This window comes from Candidatus Poriferisodalis sp. (assembly GCF_965208485.1).
Classification (GTDB): Bacteria; Actinomycetota; Acidimicrobiia; order Acidimicrobiales; family Poriferisodalaceae; genus Poriferisodalis.
The window spans coordinates 3,705,597-3,721,978 of record NZ_OZ242344.1; the positions used below are offsets into that span (position 1 = coordinate 3,705,597).

Consider the following 16,382-nt stretch of genomic DNA (forward strand, 5'->3'; position numbering starts at 1 on the left):
TGCCCGCACCGACCACTACGACGTCGTAGCGCTGTGGCTGCGTCTGCGATGTCGCACCAGTGTCGCTCACGCCGGGCGAGCCTATGTGGTGGGCGTTCGGGCCGCCCGCCGCGTGCCCGACTCGCGCCATGCCAGATCAGTACACCGTGGGCCGGCGACCTACGCTGCGGCGATGAGCGAGAACCAGACATCCGCCGAGGTCGGCTCTGATGCGCCGGTGGTGATCGACCATGAGCGCCTGGCGAGCTTCATCGCCGAGATCTTCTGCCACACCGGGTGTTCGGATGCCGAATCAGAACGGATCGGCACGAGCCTCGTGGGCGCCAACCTCGCCGGCCATGACAGCCACGGGGTGATCCGCTCGGCGCTGTACGTGGATCTGCTCGCCAACGGCGTCCAACTCGCCGATCAGGAAATCAAGGTGCTGATCGACTCGGGCTCGCTGCTGCTGGTGGACGGCCAGTACGGCATGGGCCAGACCGTCGGCCCGGCAGCGGTGAAGCTCGGCATCGAGCGCTGCTCCGATCTCGGCGTCGCCGTCGTCGGGCTGCGCAACGCCGGGCATCTCGGCCGCATCGGCGAGTACGCCGAGATGGCCGCCGCCGAAGGCTTGGTCTCGGTGCACTTCGTGAACGTCGCCAACAGCCGGCTGGTGGCCCCGTTCGGCGCCAAGGCCCGCCGCATGGGCACCAACCCGTGCGCCTACGGTGCGCCGGTGGCCGGTCGCCGGCCGGTCATTCACGACTTCGCCACCTCAGTGGTGGCCGAAGGCAAGGCCATGGTCGCCCTGCATGGCGGCCCGGCCGTGCCCGACAACGCGCTGGTGTCGGGCGACGGGGAGATCACTGGCGATCCACGGGTGCTGTACACGTTCGAAGAGGGCCAGCGGCCGAACTCGATGGACGGTCCCGGCGCGCTGAGGGCCATGGGGGAGCACAAAGGCTCGGGCATCTCAGTGATGTGCGAGCTGCTGGCCGGGGCGCTCACCGGCACCGGCACCGCAGGGCCGCACCGGGTGCGGTTTGCGAACGGGATGCTGTCGGTCTATGTCGACCCGGCGCAGGTGGACCCGTCGCAATCAGAGTCAGGGGTCGGCGAGTCCGAGGACGGCTACAACGGCATCGCGGCGGACTACTTGGACTGGTTCTACGACGCCGACGCCATCGACCCTGGCGAAGGGGTGAAGCTGCCCGGCGATGTCGAGCACGAGCGGCGCCAGCACCGCATGGCCAACGGCATCACGCTGCCTGCCGAGACATGGCAGAGCATCTGCGGCGGCGCCCGCGCCGCCGGCGTGCCCGAATCCACAATCGCTGCCACCACGACGTGACGATGGGCATGGACACGTCCAGCGGCGTTGACACACCGGCGAGCGACGACGAGATCGACGAGATCGCCTCAGAGTTTGAGAATCGCGACTTTATGCCCGCCGATCTGGCCACCATCCGCAAATCCCGCCGACGATCCCCACGGAAAATCGTTTCTGGTTCCGTCGACTAGGGCGCGAAGATCAGGCGCGGACGGAGGGTGCGAGACTATGGGCATGCCGAAGGTGCGGGTGACGCTGCCGAAACCGCTGCTCGACAAGGTCGAGGCGCACGGACTGTCGCTCTCCGAACTGCTGGAGAAGGCCATCCGCCGAGAGATACTGCGCCAAGACCTGCTTGTATCTGACGGCGAGCACGTTGTGGGACTGCTTGAAAGGACCGACGAGCCCCGTCCGGCGGCTCGGTGCTGACCGGCGATGCCGGTGACATCGGTGCGTTGGCCTTGCACGCTCACGATGTCCAAGTGCGGCCGGTTTGATCGGGCGCTGATTGGGCGAGACGGAGCCGTCCTACTCCTCGAGGGTGGGGTCCCCGCTGGTCATCATCTCGAGCGCCCTTCGCGGACCGGTGATGCGCGGCAGCCGCTGCGTCCCACCAGCGCCGGGAACCAGGCCCAGCTTCACTTCAGGCAGCCCGAATTGGGCGTTGCTGGTCGCGACCCGGCAGTGCGCGCACAGCGCGACTTCGAGACCTCCGCCGAGGGCGGTGCCGTGGATCGCGGCCACGACGGGCTTGCCGCAGTTCTCCATTGCTGCTTGAGGTGGGCTGATGCCCGGCTTGCGCGGGGCTTGAGAGAACTCGGTGATGTCAGCACCCGCGGTGAAGGTCCTCCCGTCGCAGATCAGCACGACGGCTGTGGCGTCGCTCGCTTCGGCCGCGGCCATGCCCTCCAGCAATCCGAGGCGCACATGGTGGCTGAGTGCGTTGACCGGCGGGTTTGCTCACGATGAGCAGTGCGATGTCGTCGCGGCGTTCTAGGCGGACTGACTCGGTGATCTGGGTTGGGTCGTTCGGTGTCATGTGCGGCAGCGTACGCAACAAGGACCTCGCCGGACGGGGCCAAGAGACTCGGCTCCAAATTTTCCCCGGTGCGGAGGGAACCCGGCGATACGCTGCGAATGTCTTGGGTGTCCGTGGGGCGCCAAGCCGCATCGAATGGAGTGCCGGTGACTGAAAAGCCCGACCCGTTCACGGTCCCGTTCGGGACCATTTTCTGCGACTGGATGACGACGGCGCGCGCTGACGACGGACCGTACGTCTACAGCGGCGTAGCAGAACCCTTCGGCGACTTCTCGATCAGCCCCGCAGCGCACGTGCTGCACTACGGCAGCGCCATCTTCGAAGGGCTCAAGGCACACCGCCAGGTCGATGGGTCATTGGCGATCTTCCGGCTGGACAGCCATGTCGCTCGCATGGTCGCGAGCGCGGAACGCCTCCGGCTGCCCGCGATCGACGGCGACGTGCTCTATCAGATGTCCATCGACGCGGTCGAGGCAAATGCGGGCGAAGTGCCGGATCCGCCCGGTTCGCTCTACATCCGCCCGACGTTGATCGGCACCGAGCCCGACATCGGCGCCGCAGCCCGTCCGACGAGCAGTGCGCTGCTCTATGTCGTCAACTGCCCGGTGGGCGACTATTTCAAGGGCGGCGTGCGGCCCTTGACACTGCTGGTGGAGACCGAGATTCCCCGGACTGTTCCGCAGTTCGGCATGGTGAAGTGCGGCGGGAACTATGCGATGGCGCTCGCGCCGACGCTGGATGCGATGGCCGGCAACGAGGCGATTGACCAGATGCTGTTCGCCACCGGTGGCGACATCACCGAGACTGGAGCGTCGAATTTCTTCCTCGCTGACGACGAGCGGGTTGTGACTCGCCATCTCGACGAGTCGTTCCTCCATGGCGTCACCCGGTCTTCGGTGATCGAACTGGCCGCGTCGCTGGGCTACGAGGTGGAGGAGCGGTCGATCGACCCCGAGGAGCTTGTCGAGTGGGCCGAGCGAGGCGAGGCTTTCTTGTCGGGGACAGCCGCCGTTCTGGCGCCAGTAGGCACGATCCTGTACGAGGGCAAGACGCTGACGGTGGGTGACGGGCAGCCCGGCGCCAACACGATGCGGCTGCGCCAGGCATTGGTCGACATCCAGATCGGTGCAGCGCCCGATCCGTTCGGCTGGCGCACTCCCGTGAAGGGCTGAACCGCCGCCGCCACCAGCCGCCACCAGCCGCCATTGGTCGGCAGCCGCGCGCGGGTGCGCGATCATGACGGCGATACTGGACGGAACGCTCAGCAGCGGGGGCGGTATGGGAGGCAATGACAGCAGCCGGATCGTGTCCTGGACTGCGATGGAGCACGGCACGGCCGAGGACTACGAATTCTTGGACGCGGCGTTCTATGCACACGCCCGATCCGGGCTCGTGGACAACCTCCTGCGCATCCTGGAGTGCCTGCGCGGCCCCACGCTCGGCTACCAGATCGACCGTTACGACCACTCGCTGCAGTCGGCCACCCGGGCGCTGGGAAACGGCGAGCCGACCGATCTCGTGGTGGCTGCCTTGCTGCACGACGTCGGCGATGCATTCGCGCCCGAGAATCACAGCGCCGCGAGCGCCGCTGTTCTGCAGCCCTATGTCGACGAGCGGACCCACTGGGTGATCGCCCACCACGGGCTCTTTCAGGGCTATTACTACTTCCACCATCTCGGCGGCGACCGGGATGCCCGCGAGCGGTACATGGACTCGCCCCACTACGACGCCTGCGTGGACTTCTGCCAGAACTACGACCAGAACTGCTTCGACCCGAAGTACCCCAACTTGGCCGTCGAGGACTTCCGTCCGCTGCTCGAAGAAGTCTTCAGCCACCCCTCACAACTCCCCGCCACCGCCCACCTCACCTGAACCGGGCCGGCGGGGTCACCGCAAGCTGCGTTGCTTCACCACAGTGTGGTGACTGGGAATTCCTCAAACGACCGGTCAAGTGTGACCAGCATCAACGATTCGATCTCGGCTTGGGCCGCCAGCATCCGGTCGAACGGATCCTTGTGCGCCACTTCGTGCAGCCCTGCTTGACGCGCGTGCGCGTAACTGATGGACAGATGACGAAAGGACTCAGCGATGGCCTCCTCGTGAAAGCGCGAGATGACGCGCTGGGGGACGACGAGGCGACCGCGTCGGTGCTTAGTCGCAATCTCCCAAGCGCTGGCGGCGCTGACATGAACTGCTGCATCAGGATCGGCGATTGCCTCAAGAGCTGCTGACGACAAGCGTGGGTCATTGCCCCACCACCAAAGCAGAGCGTGGGTGTCCAGCAGCAGATCGCTCATTCGCCTTCCCAGGCTGCCAACTCGTCGTCTGGGAGCGGGTCGAAGAACTCGGGAGGAACGATGATGCCACGGATCCGACCGGGTGTACGCCGCTTGCGCGGTTCGTACGGCACGAGGCGGGCGCAGGGCTTGCCGGCTCGTGCGATCACGATTTCTTCGCCTGCCTCCACCCGGCTCAGCAGCTTCGACAGATGCGTCTTGGCTTCATGCACATTCACGGCTTGTGATCGTTCCACGGAATGTCAGCCCTTTCAATTAAATTTCACGAGTAACCTGCTATGAACTTAGTCTAATGACTGGACTAATCAACAAAACTAGCGGTGAAACTGTGCGTCGCCCGCGTCAGGCGAGCAAAAGCCCATGTCTGGCGCCGACGCACCCCCGTACTGCGCTACAAAGGTTTCAGGAAAACGCCTGCGCAGGTTCTGGTCAGGCAGTTCCGAGTTTCATCGCTCGCTGTTCATTGCAGCACGCAACTGCACCACCTTGGCGTTGCCGACGTGGGCGTAGCGGCCCGGCGTACAGGTGAGGATGATGACCTGGCAGTCGTCGCCGGCTGTGTTGATCACGGCCCCCATTCCCTGCAGTCGCGATGGGTCGCTCCAGCCGAGCGCGTCGTCCAGAACCACCGGTGCACCACCGCCATCGGGGCTGACGATGGCTGCACACGCCAAGCGAGCGATGATCCCGAGCTGCTCTCGGGCACCCGTGCTGAGTTGGCTGACACCGAGTGTGACGCCCTCGAGTGTGCGTCGCTCAATGCCGAGATCGTCACCTATGTCGACCTTGAACGAACTGCCGTAGACGATGCTCCCGAATTGCTCGATGTGTCGTTTGAACGGTGCTCGGTAACGCTGCTGAGCTTCGACGCGTCGACGCTTGAACACATTGTGGAGAAGCTTGGCCGCCGCGGCGCGGGCTTCGAGGCTGCGGTGCTCGGCAGCAAGGCGGTCTTGGTCGCCGCGCGCGTTCCAGAGTTGAGTTTCGAGGCCGTGCTCGCCGCGCAGCTCCAGGCTGATGAGCAGGTCGCGGAGTTGGCTGCGATTGTCTGCCAGTTGCTTCTCGGCCCGCTTGACTACTGCCTCTGCATTGGAGAGCCGGCTGCGCAGTGATGTGACGTCGGCTGCTTCGAGTCTGCTCAAGGCGCTGTCACGGACCCTTCCGGCATGGTGAGCGGTTGCGCTAGTCGAGGCGACTCGCTCATCGAGTTCGTGGTCGGAAGTCTGCGCTCTGGCCGACTCGAGCTTCTGCCGGGCAGCAACTGTTGCCCGTTCAGCAGCGCTGATGCTCGCGTCGAGCACGGCATGGTTCTTTTCCTCGGTGTGCAGTGCCGCCTGTGCACGGTCACGAGCGCTCTCGGCGTCCTCGAACTCGGATCGGCGTTCCTTCAATTCGTCTTGCAGGTCGAGGGCCGCACGGGTGGCGGACTTCTCGTCCGGGGGAAGCGGGGCTTGTGCAACCCGCTCGGTCTCGTAGGCGGCGACCCGTGCCGCCAGCCGCTTGGCCCTCTTCGCGATCTCGTCGACTGTGAGATCGGCCCGGTCGCGCTCTATGGCTAGGTGCGCTTCGCGCCGTTCTCGTTCTGCGTCGACGCGGCGCTGATGAGTCACTCTCGCCTCGGTCAGGTCGGAGACCCCGGCCTGTTTGCACAGGCGACGCAGTTCAGCTGTGGCTTCGGCCACGTCACCGGCGAGCTGGCGCGCTTCGACCCCGGCAGCAATGGTCAGCCGCAGCACTTCAGGGACAGCTATCTCGATCGAGTCGGCCACATGGAACACCTGCTCGTCCCCCTGGGCAACCTGCGCGGCCTTGCCGTCGAGGACCAGCGTGACGTCGTTCAGCGCAGTGGAAGTCACCGTTGCAGAGCCTGCCTGTGCAGCTGCCTGAGCCTGAATGAGAGTTCGCTCGGCTGCTTCGATCTGGCTGACGTCCTCGTCGCTCAGGTCGATGGCATCGATTATGTCATCGGCTTGATCGAACTGCTGCTGGGCGGCCAACAGGCGCTGGTGGCGATCGCTGAATTGCTGGGCCTCGATGATCTGGCGCAGGTGCTCACGGTCTCGATCGGCCAACTCCGACGCCTGCTGAGCCTCGCCGAGCTGTTCCTGAGCGGACCTCCAAGCGTCTTCGGCGTCTTTGTTGCGACTCTGGGCTGCCGCGAGCGCTGGTGCCGACTGCTCAGTCTTGGCAGTCATCTCAGCCAGTTCGTCCTCTTGGCCACGTAGATCATCAACCAGCTCTTCGCGTCGAGTTTGATCTACAAGCGCGCGCCCATAGTCACGGTCAGCATCATCGAGTTCACGTTGCCGTGCCTTGAGATCGTCCTCCAATGTCTCGGCGGTCTCAACCTGGCGGCGGCATTTGTCGCGGGTTTTGGCGGAATCGTTCGTTGCTTCGACCAGACGGGGCTCATTGTCGGAGAGCTGCGCCGCTGTCTTCGCGTCTGATTCGATTCCACGCAGTTGCTCTTCGAGCATTGCGACCTTGGCTTCGGCCTCTTCGAGTCGATGTCGCGATTCGGCAACGGACGATTTCTCGCGCCCGGTCGGCGTCCAGTAGTCGCTGTATTCGACTTCGATGGCAGTCCACAGATCGCCGTGGCGATCCCCACCGGCGGCGCTGCCCGCCGCGACGTCGAGCGCGGCGCCGAGTTCAGTGTCTTGGAACGTGGGCAGGAGCAGTTCGGTACCCTGATGGACCTGCAGTGCTCGCAGCAAACTGGCGTCGAGCGTCTCGTCAAGAATCTCGTACGCGCGATCATGTGCCTCGTCACCAGTGAGCTGCTCTTGGCTGGGCGCCGTGACCTTGAGCGCAGTGGCGTTCTTGGAACTCGTTCTGCCCCAACGCTTGGAGAACACGAACCGGTACGGACCCGTCGAGATCTCGGCTTCGACCTCGGGGTCGGCGTCATAGTGGACGGGCCGGATCGCCTTGACGTCCTGCTTGCCCGAACGATCCCGAACCTTGCGGTCGAGCAACAGATCCAAGGCAGTGACGATGGTCGTCTTGCCCGCCTCGTTGTCACCTTCGATCACGGTGACACCGCTGGTGTCGAAGACGACCTCGACGCTGTCGACGCCCGCGAAGTTGTGCAGTGTGATGCGGTGGACCCTCATGATGCGGACCTCGTGAGCCGATAGAGCAGGGCCATGGCGTCGCGGGCTTCAGCCGCCTGGGAATCATCGGATGACCGGGCGAGACCGCGCAGGTCGTCCAGCGCTTCGGCGGCAAAGCCCGAGAGGCCGAATGTCTCGGCCTCTATGTCGTCGGGCAGCACATGGAGGTCCGTGCGTCGCTTCCACTCCTCGACAGCGGCAAAACGGTCGACGCAATGCTCCAGCAGGCGGTCGAGCCGATCGCTCTGCGCGAGGGTGATCTGCCCGACGAGTGCAAGCTTGAGCACGGTGCGTTCCTTGTCGGTCACTGCGTCAATCGTGCTCTGGAGCGTGTCGATGTCTGCATCCGAAGTCAGCCGCTGCTCGACGAGTTCGAAGGCCCAGGTTCCCACTCGGCGCGATTCCACGACACACCGGTCCGCAGCGAGGTCGACTAGCAGCACCTTGCCGGGATCGACCTCGTCGTAGTCGGTGGGTTCTGGCGCTCCCGAATACCAGATGCGCCCCGTGGTGCCTTCATTGGTGACGGAATGGCGGTCGCCGAGCGCCGCGTAGTGAATCTCGCCAGCGGAAATGCGCTCTTCGAGGCGACTCAGCGAAACAAGCGCCGGGTCCCTCTTGTCAGGCGAGCGCGCGTCGAGCACCCCATGTCCGACGACCACACGAAGTGCATCCGAGGGACCAACCAGATCAACAGCACGATCAACCAGATCGGCGAGCGGTCGCTTCGAAGTCCACGGCGCAGCCAGCAGTTCGGCCCCAGCTGCGACTTCGATCGGCTCGCTGCCGTCCAGCACAACTACATTCGCAGGCCGCCGCTCCTTGAACGAATGAGACGTGTAGATCGACGCTGCGTCGAGCGGGTCGTGATTACCAGGTAGCAGGTAGAAGGTCACGCCTGGCGTGGCGGCCATCGCATCGAATGCTCGGGTGAGCACTTGACGATCGACCTGGTTCGACTCGAACACGTCGCCGCAAGCCACGACGAATTCACACTCCTCGTCGGTCGCAAGCTGGCCGATGCTCCGGACCGCGTCGAGCCGAGCCTGACTGAACCTGGCCTGCGCTTCTCCGCTTAGGAAGTGGCGCGTCATCCCGAGTTGCCAATCGGCTGTATGGATGAACTTCATGGCGTACGAGCGTAGTAGGGGGATGTCACAGGCTCACGTGCATTTTCCTGTCCTAGGTCGCTCGATCAGGTTCGTAGTGTCGGATGCAGACCGATTGAACGTCGCTCAGCACCCGCACGCATCCTGCGCGCCGCTTCGAGTGGATGCCCCGGAGAACGAAAGTGCCGGGCTTGCGGTGCGGCGGGCGGGTCAGAGGCGGGTGATGGAGTCGCCGACGCGGACCGTGCCGGGCTGGATGACACGGCAGTTGACGCCTCGCATGCGCAGGGCTTGGCCCTCGCCGGTGTTGACGAAACGCAGGGCGTCGCGGCCGAATCGGGCTGCGTACTTGGCACAGCCCCGGTGCGGCTTGGCGGTGACCTCCACGACGGCCTGGCCGACGCTCAGCCGGGTGCCGGGGGCCAGCGTCTCGTGGCTGATGTCGAAGTCTGCGTAGATCTGATCGCCCGCGAGCGGCCAGCGTTCAACTGGTCCGATGACGGCGGCCGCCGCACGCGCATTCATGATGGTGAGCTGTGCGTCGGGATGCGGTCCGCCATCGGGTGCTGTCGAGGAGCCGCGCTGGTTCCACGTGTCGCCTGCGACGCCTTCGGCCTCGTTGATCTCGGCTGCGTCGAGCACTTCACGGGCGTCTTCTGCGGGGCGCCGGACGATGAGCTCGATCGTGCCGTTGTCGGCAGGGGCCTCGCGAATGTGACCGAGTGCTGCGGTGAGCTCGGCGGTGCTGCGATGGCGGGCGGGATCGCTGTTCGCAGTCTCGGCGGCGGTGGCGTCTGCAGTTGCGTTCATCGATGTAGGTCCTCGTTGCCTGCCGGCGGATTCGAGTGTCGAGAGTCAGCGCCGACCCAGAAGTATCGCGCTGGAGTCGACTGCGCCCAAGCGAATATCAACCGCAGGCCACGCGCTACGACGGCTGGGCTGCGCCGCGTCGAGGCATCACTGCGGTGAGGTGAACTCGAGTTGCAGGTCACGTGCTAAGGCGTCGGGACCGCGATCGGCCGGGTCGCCGTAGCCGCCGCCCCCGGGAAATTCCACGATCAGGCGCCGGCCGGAGGGGATCACCGAGCGACCCTTGGCGCGCACCTCGGTCCCGTCGTCGAACGACAAGCGACCCAGCGCACCCGGCCCGCCGCCATGGCGACCTCGTGCAGCGAACACGGTCCGCTCGTATGTCGCGCTGATCGAGAAGGCTCTGCCCTGGCGGTTCTCGAGTTCGATTACTTGCCCCAGCCCGCCCCGGTGCTTGCCCAAGCCGCCCGAATCGGTGCGGAACTCCTTGCGCCAGAACACCAGCGGCGTGCCGATCTCGTTGACCTCCACCGGCATGTTGCGCACCCCGCTGGGGAACGCCGTCGCCGACAACCCGTCCGCATGCGGGCGGGCGCCGGCGCCGCCGGAGTGGAAGCTCATCAGGATGTACCGCTCGAGCCTGCGTCGGGCGCTCTTGGGGTCTCGCCGGCCGACGCTGGTGATCGAGCGATTCGTGGTGCTGACTCCCGTGTCGGGCTCCCACATGCCCGTGCCGAGCAGGTTCCACAGCGACGAGGTGCCTTCGGCCGGCACCCGCTCGGGCACGACCTGCGCCAAGCAGCCGAACACGGCGTCGGGCAGCAGCTGGCCCATGACATGGCGCACATTCACTGCAGCCGGATGCGGAGCGTTGAGGATGCAGCCCTCAGGCGCCCGGACGCGGACGGCGTCGAGCGACCCGGTGTTGTTGGGGATGTCGGGGCCGATGATGCAGCGCACGCCGAAGGACGTGTAGGCGTCGGTGTAGGCCATCGGCACGTTGATGCCCCAGCCCGACTGCGGCCCGGTGCCGTCGAAGTCCACCTCGATGCCGTCATCGGTGACCCTCAGGGTGCACACGATGTCGATGTGCTGTTCCATGCCGTCGACCCGCATCGTCGAGTGCCACGTGCCCGACGGCAGCTCGCCGATGGCGTCGAGCATCGCCCGGTGCGACGACGTGATGATGTGGCCGGCCAGCTCGTCTAGGTCGGCCATGCCGTACTCGTCCATCATCGAGATGAGGCGGGCCGCGCCAGTCTCGTTGCAGGCGGCCAGGGAGTGGATGTCCCCGATGACCTGGGTGGGGTCGCGGACGTTGGCCTCGATGATCGCCACCACGGTCGGATCGAAGACGCCGTCGGTCGCGAACTTCAGGATCGGCAGGTACAGGCCCTCGTGGTACACCTCCTTCGAATCGGTGGTGAATCCGGCTCCTCCGATGTCGACGACATGGCTGGTGCAGGCGAACAGCGCCACCAGCTCGTCGTGACGGAACGCCGGCGTGACCACGACGATGTCGAAGAGGTGCCCGGTGCCCTTCCACGGGTCATTGGTCAGGAAGATGTCGCCGGGACGCATCTCGGCGGCCGGGAAGCGCTCCAGGAAGTGCAGCACCGAGTACGCCATCGAGTTGACGTGGCCCGGCGTGCCGGTGACGGACTGGGCGAGCATCCGCCCCTGCGGGTCGAAGATGCCAGCGGAGAGATCGCCGGCCTCGCGGGTCGAGGTGCTGAACGCAGCCCGGACCAACGCCCGTGCCTGCTCTTCGGTCACCGAGATGAGGCGGTTCCACTGCACGCCGAGGCGCACCGCGTCGAGATCGGCCGTGCCGGCTGCTTGTGCTGGCGCAAGGTGCGCAGATGGCCTGAGCGCGGGTTCGGCGGCACCGCCAGCGCGAGCCGAGCCTGCGGCAGTTGAGTCGAACCGCGACGTGCCGTTTCTGAAGACCTCGCCGCGCAGCCGCAGGTGCCCGCCGCCGGTGACCGTGGCCACGAATCCTGCAGGCACGACCGTGGTGGTCTGATCCTCGGTGATGAGCGCAGGGCCAATCAGCCAACTGCCCTCGCCGAGCGCGTCGCGTTCGAACGTCGCATGGTCGACCGCTCGTCCGGTGCTGGTGTCGATGACGGCCGTGGTCACCGACGACGTGACGGCTACGGCGGCCGTCTCGGCGTGCGGTGCTGCCGCTTCGGGCCCGGGAGTGCGCACCTCGAGCAGCCAGCTCAGCACCTCGATCTCGAGATTCCCGATATGACGGGTGTAGAGCTGCTGGTACGCCTTGGTGAACGCCTGCCGCAGCGCTGCGCGCAATTCGGCATCGGCCGCAGCCGCATCAGCGCGGCTCACTGCTGCGTTGGGCTGTCCCGTTGTCGCACTCTGCTGTCCCGTTGTCGCATCCTGCTGTCCGGTTGCCGCATCGCCGAGCGCCGGCCAGGAATCGGCGAGCTGCTCGGCATCGGTCGGCGCCGGAATGTCGCCGCCGTCACGATCAGCAAGCAGATCGGCGGCGTCAATCTCGACGTTGATCTCGTGGCCTTGGCCGCGGTACCGCATGAGCGCCCGGACCCGGGTGCTGGTGGGAGCACCCGGCGCGGCGGTGTGCACGATGCCGAACGCCTCATCGGCCATGTCACCCAGCAGGCCAGCCAGTGCGGCCGTCGTCAGCTCGCTGACGCGGGCGTGACGGGTGCGGACCGACTCGTGGGACACCGGGGCGCGCAGGAAGCCGAGCGCCGATCCGACCCCGGCGCCCGCAGGGATCACGATGTCGTCGATGCCGAGCTTGGCGGCCACGCCGGCGGCGTGCAGCGGGGCGGCCCCGCCGAAGGCGATCAGCGTGCCGCGGCTGATGTCGCAGCCCCGGTCGGCGGCGTGAACCCGGCCGGCGTTGGACATGTTCTCGTCCACGACCTCGGAGATGCCGATGGCAGCAACCGTGGTCTGCAGGCCGGCTGGCTCTGCCACAGCCGCGGTGACCGCCTTGGCAGCAGCCTCTGGGTCGAACGTCAGCGTGCCGCCGGCGAAGCGCCCCGGCAGGAGCCTGCCCAGCACCGCATCTGCATCGGTCACCGTGGGCTCCGTGCCGCCGCGGCCGTATGCAGCAGGACCCGGCTCGGAGCCGGCGCTGGCCGGCCCCACCGTGATCCGTCCGAGTGCGTCCACGCTGGCGATCGATCCGCCGCCGGCGCCGATCTCCACCATCTCGATCACCGGCAGGCGCAGCGGCAGCCCGCTGCCTGGCAGGAACCGGTACTCGCGCCCGACTTCGAATTCACGGCTGGTGCGCGGCTGGCCGGACTCGACGATGCAGAGCTTGGCGGTGGTGCCGCCCATGTCGAAGCTGAGCGCCCGTTCGCAATCGAGGCCGCGGGCCAGCTCTGCGGCCAGCAGCGCCCCGCCGGCGGGACCGCTCTCGATCAGCCGGACCGGGAAGCGCAGTGCCTCCGCGAGCGTGCCCAGCCCGCCGCCCGACATCATGAGAAACAGCTCGCAGCCCAGGCCGAGCTTCGTGAGTCGCCCATCGAGGTCGGTCAGGTAGCGCCGCATGAGCGGTGCGATGTACGCGTTGGCGCACGCGGTGGAGAACCGCTCGTACTCGCGGATCTCCGGGCACACCTCGGCCGACAGCGTGACGGTCGCCTCGGGCCAGCATTCGGCCAGGATCTCGGCGGTGCGCTGCTCGTGCCGGTCGTCGAGGTACGAGTGGAGGTAGCCCACCGCAACCGAGGTGACGCCATCGGCGGCCAGCCTCGCGGCGGCGGCTCGGACGGCGTCCTCATCGAGCGGCAGCAGCACGCTGCCGTCGGCCGCGAGGCGCTCGGGAATGCCGATGCGACGGTTGCGCGGCACCAGCGGCTCTGGCCGTCGCATGTACAGGTCGTACTGTTCAAATCGATTCTCGTGGGCCATCTCGACCGAGTCGCGAATGCCCTGGGTCGTGAGCAGCGCCGTGCGGGCGCCGCGGCGTTCGATGAGGGCGTTGGTGGCGAGCGTGGTGCCGTGAATGAACACCTCCACGTCGGCGGACTCGACACCGGCGGTGGCAAGAACCGTCTGGACGCCGTCGAGCACGGCATCCGCCGGCGCCCTCGATGTCGTCAGCACCTTCGTCGTGTACAGCTCACCGGGACCGCTGTCAGCGCCGACTTCGAGCGCGATGTCGGTGAACGTGCCGCCGATGTCGGCCGCGAGCCGGGCGCGTGCGCCTGCCATCGGCTCAGCGTACGCGCATGTGCAGGAGTGCCGAATTGCTTGTGCCCATGTCCTGCATCGCTGCTGGCCTGTCATGCCGTGCCGCTCGACGCTGGGCCGGCAGTATTGAGCGCAGGTCGACTCAATCTCATGGAAATATCTTGAAATAGATTGTATTTCCCTCTAGAACTCTGTCGGACGGCGACTCGAACCACCAAGTTCAGATTGAGGCCACGAGAGGTGCGCCATGTCAGAGCAAGAACGAGCACGGCTTTATGCTTGGCTGCGTGAGCAGATCGACGACCTGCTGGCCGAGTATCTGATGTCGTGCTTGGCACCAGCCCCCCTGTCTGATCTGGTCACCAAGGAGTTTCTGCGCGCTGAGCTGTCAAGGTTCGCAACGAAGGACGAGGTCGCGGCGCTGGTAAGCGGGGTGCTGCAGCAGCGTGAGGCTGATCGTGCTGAGGCGGTGACGTGGCGTGAGTCTGATCGTGCCGAGGCGGCTGCGTTGCGTGAGTCTGATCGTGCCGAGGCGGCTGCGTTGCGTGAGTCTGATCGTGCCGAGGCGGCTGCGTTGCGTGAGTCGGACCGTGCCGAGGCGCGTCAGCGATTCCGTTGGATCGTAGGCACCACGGTGGCGTCGCTGGGTGTGATCGTGGCTATGTTCGGCATCCTGACGGCGGTCATCCTCAGCGCCATCGCGAACGTCTGAGCACACGCGCCGTGCCCGCAGCGGGCGGGCGCGGAGGCGTGCTCGAGTGCGTTGCGAGCGGTTGCGGCGATCCCGATACGGTGCAGGCGTGGCGAGCGGCGATCAGCGAGCGGGTAGGCCGCCGGCGGGGGCCGGAGCAGGGCTCCGTGTCGGCATCGTGCGAGCGACGTGGAACCCCGAGATCGTGGACCGGCTCGCCGCGGGTGTCGAGAGAGGCCTCGATGAGTTGGCGGCCGCTCACGCCGCCGACGTGACGGTGCCCGGATGCTTCGAGATCCCGCTGGCCGCGAGGCTGCTCGCCGGCTCTGGTCAGGTCGATGCCATGGTGGTGATCGGGGCAGTGATCCGCGGCGAGACGACGCACTACGAGTTGGTCAGCGGGGCCGCTGCACAAGGCGTGCTTGCGGTTCAGCTCGAGACTGGCATTCCCATCGGATTCGGGCTGGTCACGGTCGAGAATGAAGAGCAGGCCCGAGCGCGCAGCGAGGGTCCGGGCGGCCACAACGTGGGCGAGGACGCGGCGTACGTGGCTGTCGCGATGTCGCTCCTCGCCCGAGAATTCCAATCCGGCTAGCCCAGTCCAGCTAGGAGACTGCTGAGCAATTGCCGAAATCGCCGATTCACGGACACAAAGCCGCAGGTCAGAGCGTTGCAGACTTGCCCGGATCCGAATAAATCAGCAGTTTCCTAGCTCGGGTCGGGGCGCATGCGCACGAGCACTTTGCCGACGGCTTCGCGCTCGTCGAGCAGCCGGTAGGCCTCGGCAGCCTTCTCGAACGGCAGCACCTGCCCGATCGGCGGGCGGACGGCGCCGCTCGCGATCATCGGCAGCAGCCGCTCGTGGATGCGGGCGGGGATCGTCGGGTCCGCCGCGGCGGCTTCGCCCCACGCAGCGCCGACCAAGCTGACGTTGCGCAGCAGCAACCGGTTGACCTTCACCGTCGGGATCTCGCCAGCGGCAAACCCGACCACGACGAGCCGTCCGAAGCGCGCCAGTGCCCGGATGCCGTCGAGAAAGCGGTCGCCACCGACCGGGTCGTAGGTCATGTCGACGCCGCGCCCGCCAGTGAGCTCGCGCACCTCGTCCTTCCAGTTCTCGCTGATGAGCACGATGTGAGCGGCGCCGGCTGCACGGGCGATCTCGCCCTTTGCCTCGGTGGAGACCAGACCGATGACCGGACTCGCGCCGACTCCCTTCGCGACCTGGATGCCCGAGGTACCCACGCCGCCCGATGCGCCGAGCACCAGCACGGATTCGCCCTCGCGCAGGCCCGCCCGGTCGATCATGCAGAACACGGCGGTCTGGTAGTTCATGACCAGCGCAGCACCTTCTTCGAAGCTCAGCTCTGAAGGCAGCGCGAAGAGGTCGCGGGGCTTGGCGGTCACGACCTCGGCCAGGCAGCCGCTCGCCGAGACGCATACCCGGTCACCGGGCGAGAATCCCGAATCGTCGGGCGCCGATCGGACGACGCCCGAGGCCTCGATGCCTGGCCGGAACGGGGGATCGGGCCGGTACTGGTAGAGCCCTTGGCTCTGCAGCAGATCGGGGAACGACACGCCACCGCAGACGATGTCGACGATGACCGACGCGCTGTCGGCGTCGGCCACCGGCTCGGGGGCGTCGACGACGGCGACTCCGGCAGGGCCGGTGAGGGACTGGACTTCCAATGCACGCATGGCGTCACTGTTTCACAACGAGCGCCAGCGGTCCACGGCGAGTGCAGGCGGCCAGAACCAACGTGGGGAGTATGTGCAGCGAGATGTTGCACCTCGGGAGCGCAAGCGAGGCCGCTGGT

Annotated in this window: 14 protein-coding genes and 1 pseudogene; 7 read left to right on the top strand and 8 right to left on the bottom strand. The window is 66.5% G+C overall.

Features of this window, described 5'->3' with window-relative positions:
- Nucleotides 1-172: 172 nt before the first annotated feature.
- Genes ACOGXQ_RS17175 through ACOGXQ_RS17185 form a run of 3 tightly spaced genes read left to right on the top strand, consistent with a single transcriptional unit; the run spans nt 173 to nt 1,738 of the window.
- Nucleotides 173-1,330 carry an Ldh family oxidoreductase gene (locus ACOGXQ_RS17175; protein WP_419944823.1) on the top strand — a complete coding sequence of 386 codons (1,158 nt, stop codon included), beginning with the start codon at nt 173-175 and terminating at the stop codon, nt 1,328-1,330.
- 2 nt (nt 1,331-1,332) lie between these two features.
- Nucleotides 1,333-1,500, top strand: a complete 168-nt coding sequence (locus tag ACOGXQ_RS17180; protein WP_419944824.1) for a hypothetical protein — start codon at nt 1,333-1,335, stop codon at nt 1,498-1,500.
- A 37-nt stretch (nt 1,501-1,537) separates the two neighbouring features.
- The gene (locus ACOGXQ_RS17185) at nt 1,538-1,738 is read left to right on the top strand and encodes a hypothetical protein (RefSeq protein ID WP_419944825.1); all 201 of its coding nucleotides are present in this window, start codon (nt 1,538-1,540) and stop codon (nt 1,736-1,738) included.
- A 120-nt stretch (nt 1,739-1,858) separates the two neighbouring features.
- Here ACOGXQ_RS17185 and ACOGXQ_RS17190 read toward each other — a convergent pair.
- Nucleotides 1,859-2,348: pseudogene (locus tag ACOGXQ_RS17190) on the bottom strand (enoyl-CoA hydratase/isomerase family protein); the annotation flags it as partial.
- 146 nt (nt 2,349-2,494) lie between these two features.
- On the opposite strand from ACOGXQ_RS17190, the gene ACOGXQ_RS17195 reads away from it, so the two are divergent.
- Both ACOGXQ_RS17195 and ACOGXQ_RS17200 read left to right on the top strand, forming a co-directional pair.
- Nucleotides 2,495-3,520, top strand: coding sequence for a branched-chain amino acid aminotransferase (locus ACOGXQ_RS17195; RefSeq protein ID WP_419944826.1), 1,026 nt, complete (start codon nt 2,495-2,497; stop codon nt 3,518-3,520).
- Nucleotides 3,521-3,584: 64 nt separating this feature from the next.
- Nucleotides 3,585-4,220 carry an HD domain-containing protein gene (locus tag ACOGXQ_RS17200; protein ID WP_419944827.1) on the top strand — a complete coding sequence of 212 codons (636 nt, stop codon included), beginning with the start codon at nt 3,585-3,587 and terminating at the stop codon, nt 4,218-4,220.
- Nucleotides 4,221-4,255: 35 nt separating this feature from the next.
- On the opposite strand, the gene ACOGXQ_RS17205 is transcribed toward ACOGXQ_RS17200, so the two are convergent.
- The 6 genes from ACOGXQ_RS17205 to ACOGXQ_RS17230 all read right to left on the bottom strand — a co-directional run bounded on the left by ACOGXQ_RS17205 (nt 4,256) and on the right by ACOGXQ_RS17230 (nt 13,895).
- On the bottom strand, nt 4,256-4,645 hold the full coding sequence (locus ACOGXQ_RS17205; protein ID WP_419944828.1) for a type II toxin-antitoxin system VapC family toxin: 390 nt from the start codon (nt 4,643-4,645) through the stop codon (nt 4,256-4,258).
- A complete protein-coding gene (locus ACOGXQ_RS17210; protein WP_419944829.1) occupies nt 4,642-4,863 on the bottom strand; it encodes a type II toxin-antitoxin system Phd/YefM family antitoxin in 222 nt (73 codons plus the stop codon). Before ACOGXQ_RS17210 ends, ACOGXQ_RS17205 begins: the two co-directional genes overlap by 4 nt.
- A gap of 228 nt (nt 4,864-5,091) precedes the next feature.
- Nucleotides 5,092-7,761 carry an AAA family ATPase gene (locus ACOGXQ_RS17215; protein WP_419944830.1) on the bottom strand — a complete coding sequence of 890 codons (2,670 nt, stop codon included), beginning with the start codon at nt 7,759-7,761 and terminating at the stop codon, nt 5,092-5,094.
- Nucleotides 7,758-8,891: a metallophosphoesterase family protein gene (locus tag ACOGXQ_RS17220; RefSeq protein ID WP_419944831.1), complete on the bottom strand. Its 1,134-nt coding sequence runs from the start codon at nt 8,889-8,891 to the stop codon at nt 7,758-7,760. Before ACOGXQ_RS17220 ends, ACOGXQ_RS17215 begins: the two co-directional genes overlap by 4 nt.
- Before the next feature lie 189 nt (nt 8,892-9,080).
- Nucleotides 9,081-9,680: an MOSC domain-containing protein gene (locus tag ACOGXQ_RS17225; protein WP_419944832.1), complete on the bottom strand. Its 600-nt coding sequence runs from the start codon at nt 9,678-9,680 to the stop codon at nt 9,081-9,083.
- Nucleotides 9,681-9,827: 147 nt separating this feature from the next.
- Nucleotides 9,828-13,895, bottom strand: coding sequence for a hydantoinase B/oxoprolinase family protein (locus tag ACOGXQ_RS17230; protein ID WP_419944833.1), 4,068 nt, complete (start codon nt 13,893-13,895; stop codon nt 9,828-9,830).
- A 226-nt stretch (nt 13,896-14,121) separates the two neighbouring features.
- Here ACOGXQ_RS17230 and ACOGXQ_RS17235 point away from each other — a divergent pair, with 226 nt between their 5' ends.
- Nucleotides 14,122-14,586, top strand: a complete 465-nt coding sequence (locus ACOGXQ_RS17235; RefSeq protein WP_419944834.1) for a hypothetical protein — start codon at nt 14,122-14,124, stop codon at nt 14,584-14,586.
- A gap of 88 nt (nt 14,587-14,674) precedes the next feature.
- Nucleotides 14,675-15,160 carry a 6,7-dimethyl-8-ribityllumazine synthase gene (gene ribH, locus ACOGXQ_RS17240; RefSeq protein ID WP_419944835.1) on the top strand — a complete coding sequence of 162 codons (486 nt, stop codon included), beginning with the start codon at nt 14,675-14,677 and terminating at the stop codon, nt 15,158-15,160.
- Nucleotides 15,161-15,273: 113 nt separating this feature from the next.
- On the opposite strand, the gene ACOGXQ_RS17245 is transcribed toward ribH, so the two are convergent.
- Nucleotides 15,274-16,263, bottom strand: a complete 990-nt coding sequence (locus ACOGXQ_RS17245) for an NADPH:quinone oxidoreductase family protein (protein WP_419944836.1) — start codon at nt 16,261-16,263, stop codon at nt 15,274-15,276.
- Between the last annotated feature and the right edge of the window lie 119 nt (nt 16,264-16,382).

What these genes read in the sequence shown, in the direction of transcription:
- ACOGXQ_RS17205 (WP_419944828.1), bottom strand. Translation starts at nt 4,645, where the DNA reads ATGAGCGATCTGCTGCTGGACACCCACGCTCTGCTTTGGTGGTGGGGC.
- ACOGXQ_RS17185 (WP_419944825.1), top strand. Translation starts at nt 1,538, where the DNA reads ATGGGCATGCCGAAGGTGCGGGTGACGCTGCCGAAACCGCTGCTCGAC.
- ACOGXQ_RS17245 (WP_419944836.1), bottom strand. Translation starts at nt 16,263, where the DNA reads ATGCGTGCATTGGAAGTCCAGTCCCTCACCGGCCCTGCCGGAGTCGCC.
- ACOGXQ_RS17175 (WP_419944823.1), top strand. Translation starts at nt 173, where the DNA reads ATGAGCGAGAACCAGACATCCGCCGAGGTCGGCTCTGATGCGCCGGTG.
- ACOGXQ_RS17200 (WP_419944827.1), top strand. Translation starts at nt 3,585, where the DNA reads ATGACGGCGATACTGGACGGAACGCTCAGCAGCGGGGGCGGTATGGGA.
- ACOGXQ_RS17225 (WP_419944832.1), bottom strand. Translation starts at nt 9,680, where the DNA reads ATGAACGCAACTGCAGACGCCACCGCCGCCGAGACTGCGAACAGCGAT.
- ACOGXQ_RS17180 (WP_419944824.1), top strand. Translation starts at nt 1,333, where the DNA reads ATGGGCATGGACACGTCCAGCGGCGTTGACACACCGGCGAGCGACGAC.
- ACOGXQ_RS17235 (WP_419944834.1), top strand. Translation starts at nt 14,122, where the DNA reads ATGTCAGAGCAAGAACGAGCACGGCTTTATGCTTGGCTGCGTGAGCAG.
- ACOGXQ_RS17230 (WP_419944833.1), bottom strand. Translation starts at nt 13,895, where the DNA reads ATGGCAGGCGCACGCGCCCGGCTCGCGGCCGACATCGGCGGCACGTTC.
- ACOGXQ_RS17215 (WP_419944830.1), bottom strand. Translation starts at nt 7,761, where the DNA reads ATGAGGGTCCACCGCATCACACTGCACAACTTCGCGGGCGTCGACAGC.
- ACOGXQ_RS17220 (WP_419944831.1), bottom strand. Translation starts at nt 8,891, where the DNA reads ATGAAGTTCATCCATACAGCCGATTGGCAACTCGGGATGACGCGCCAC.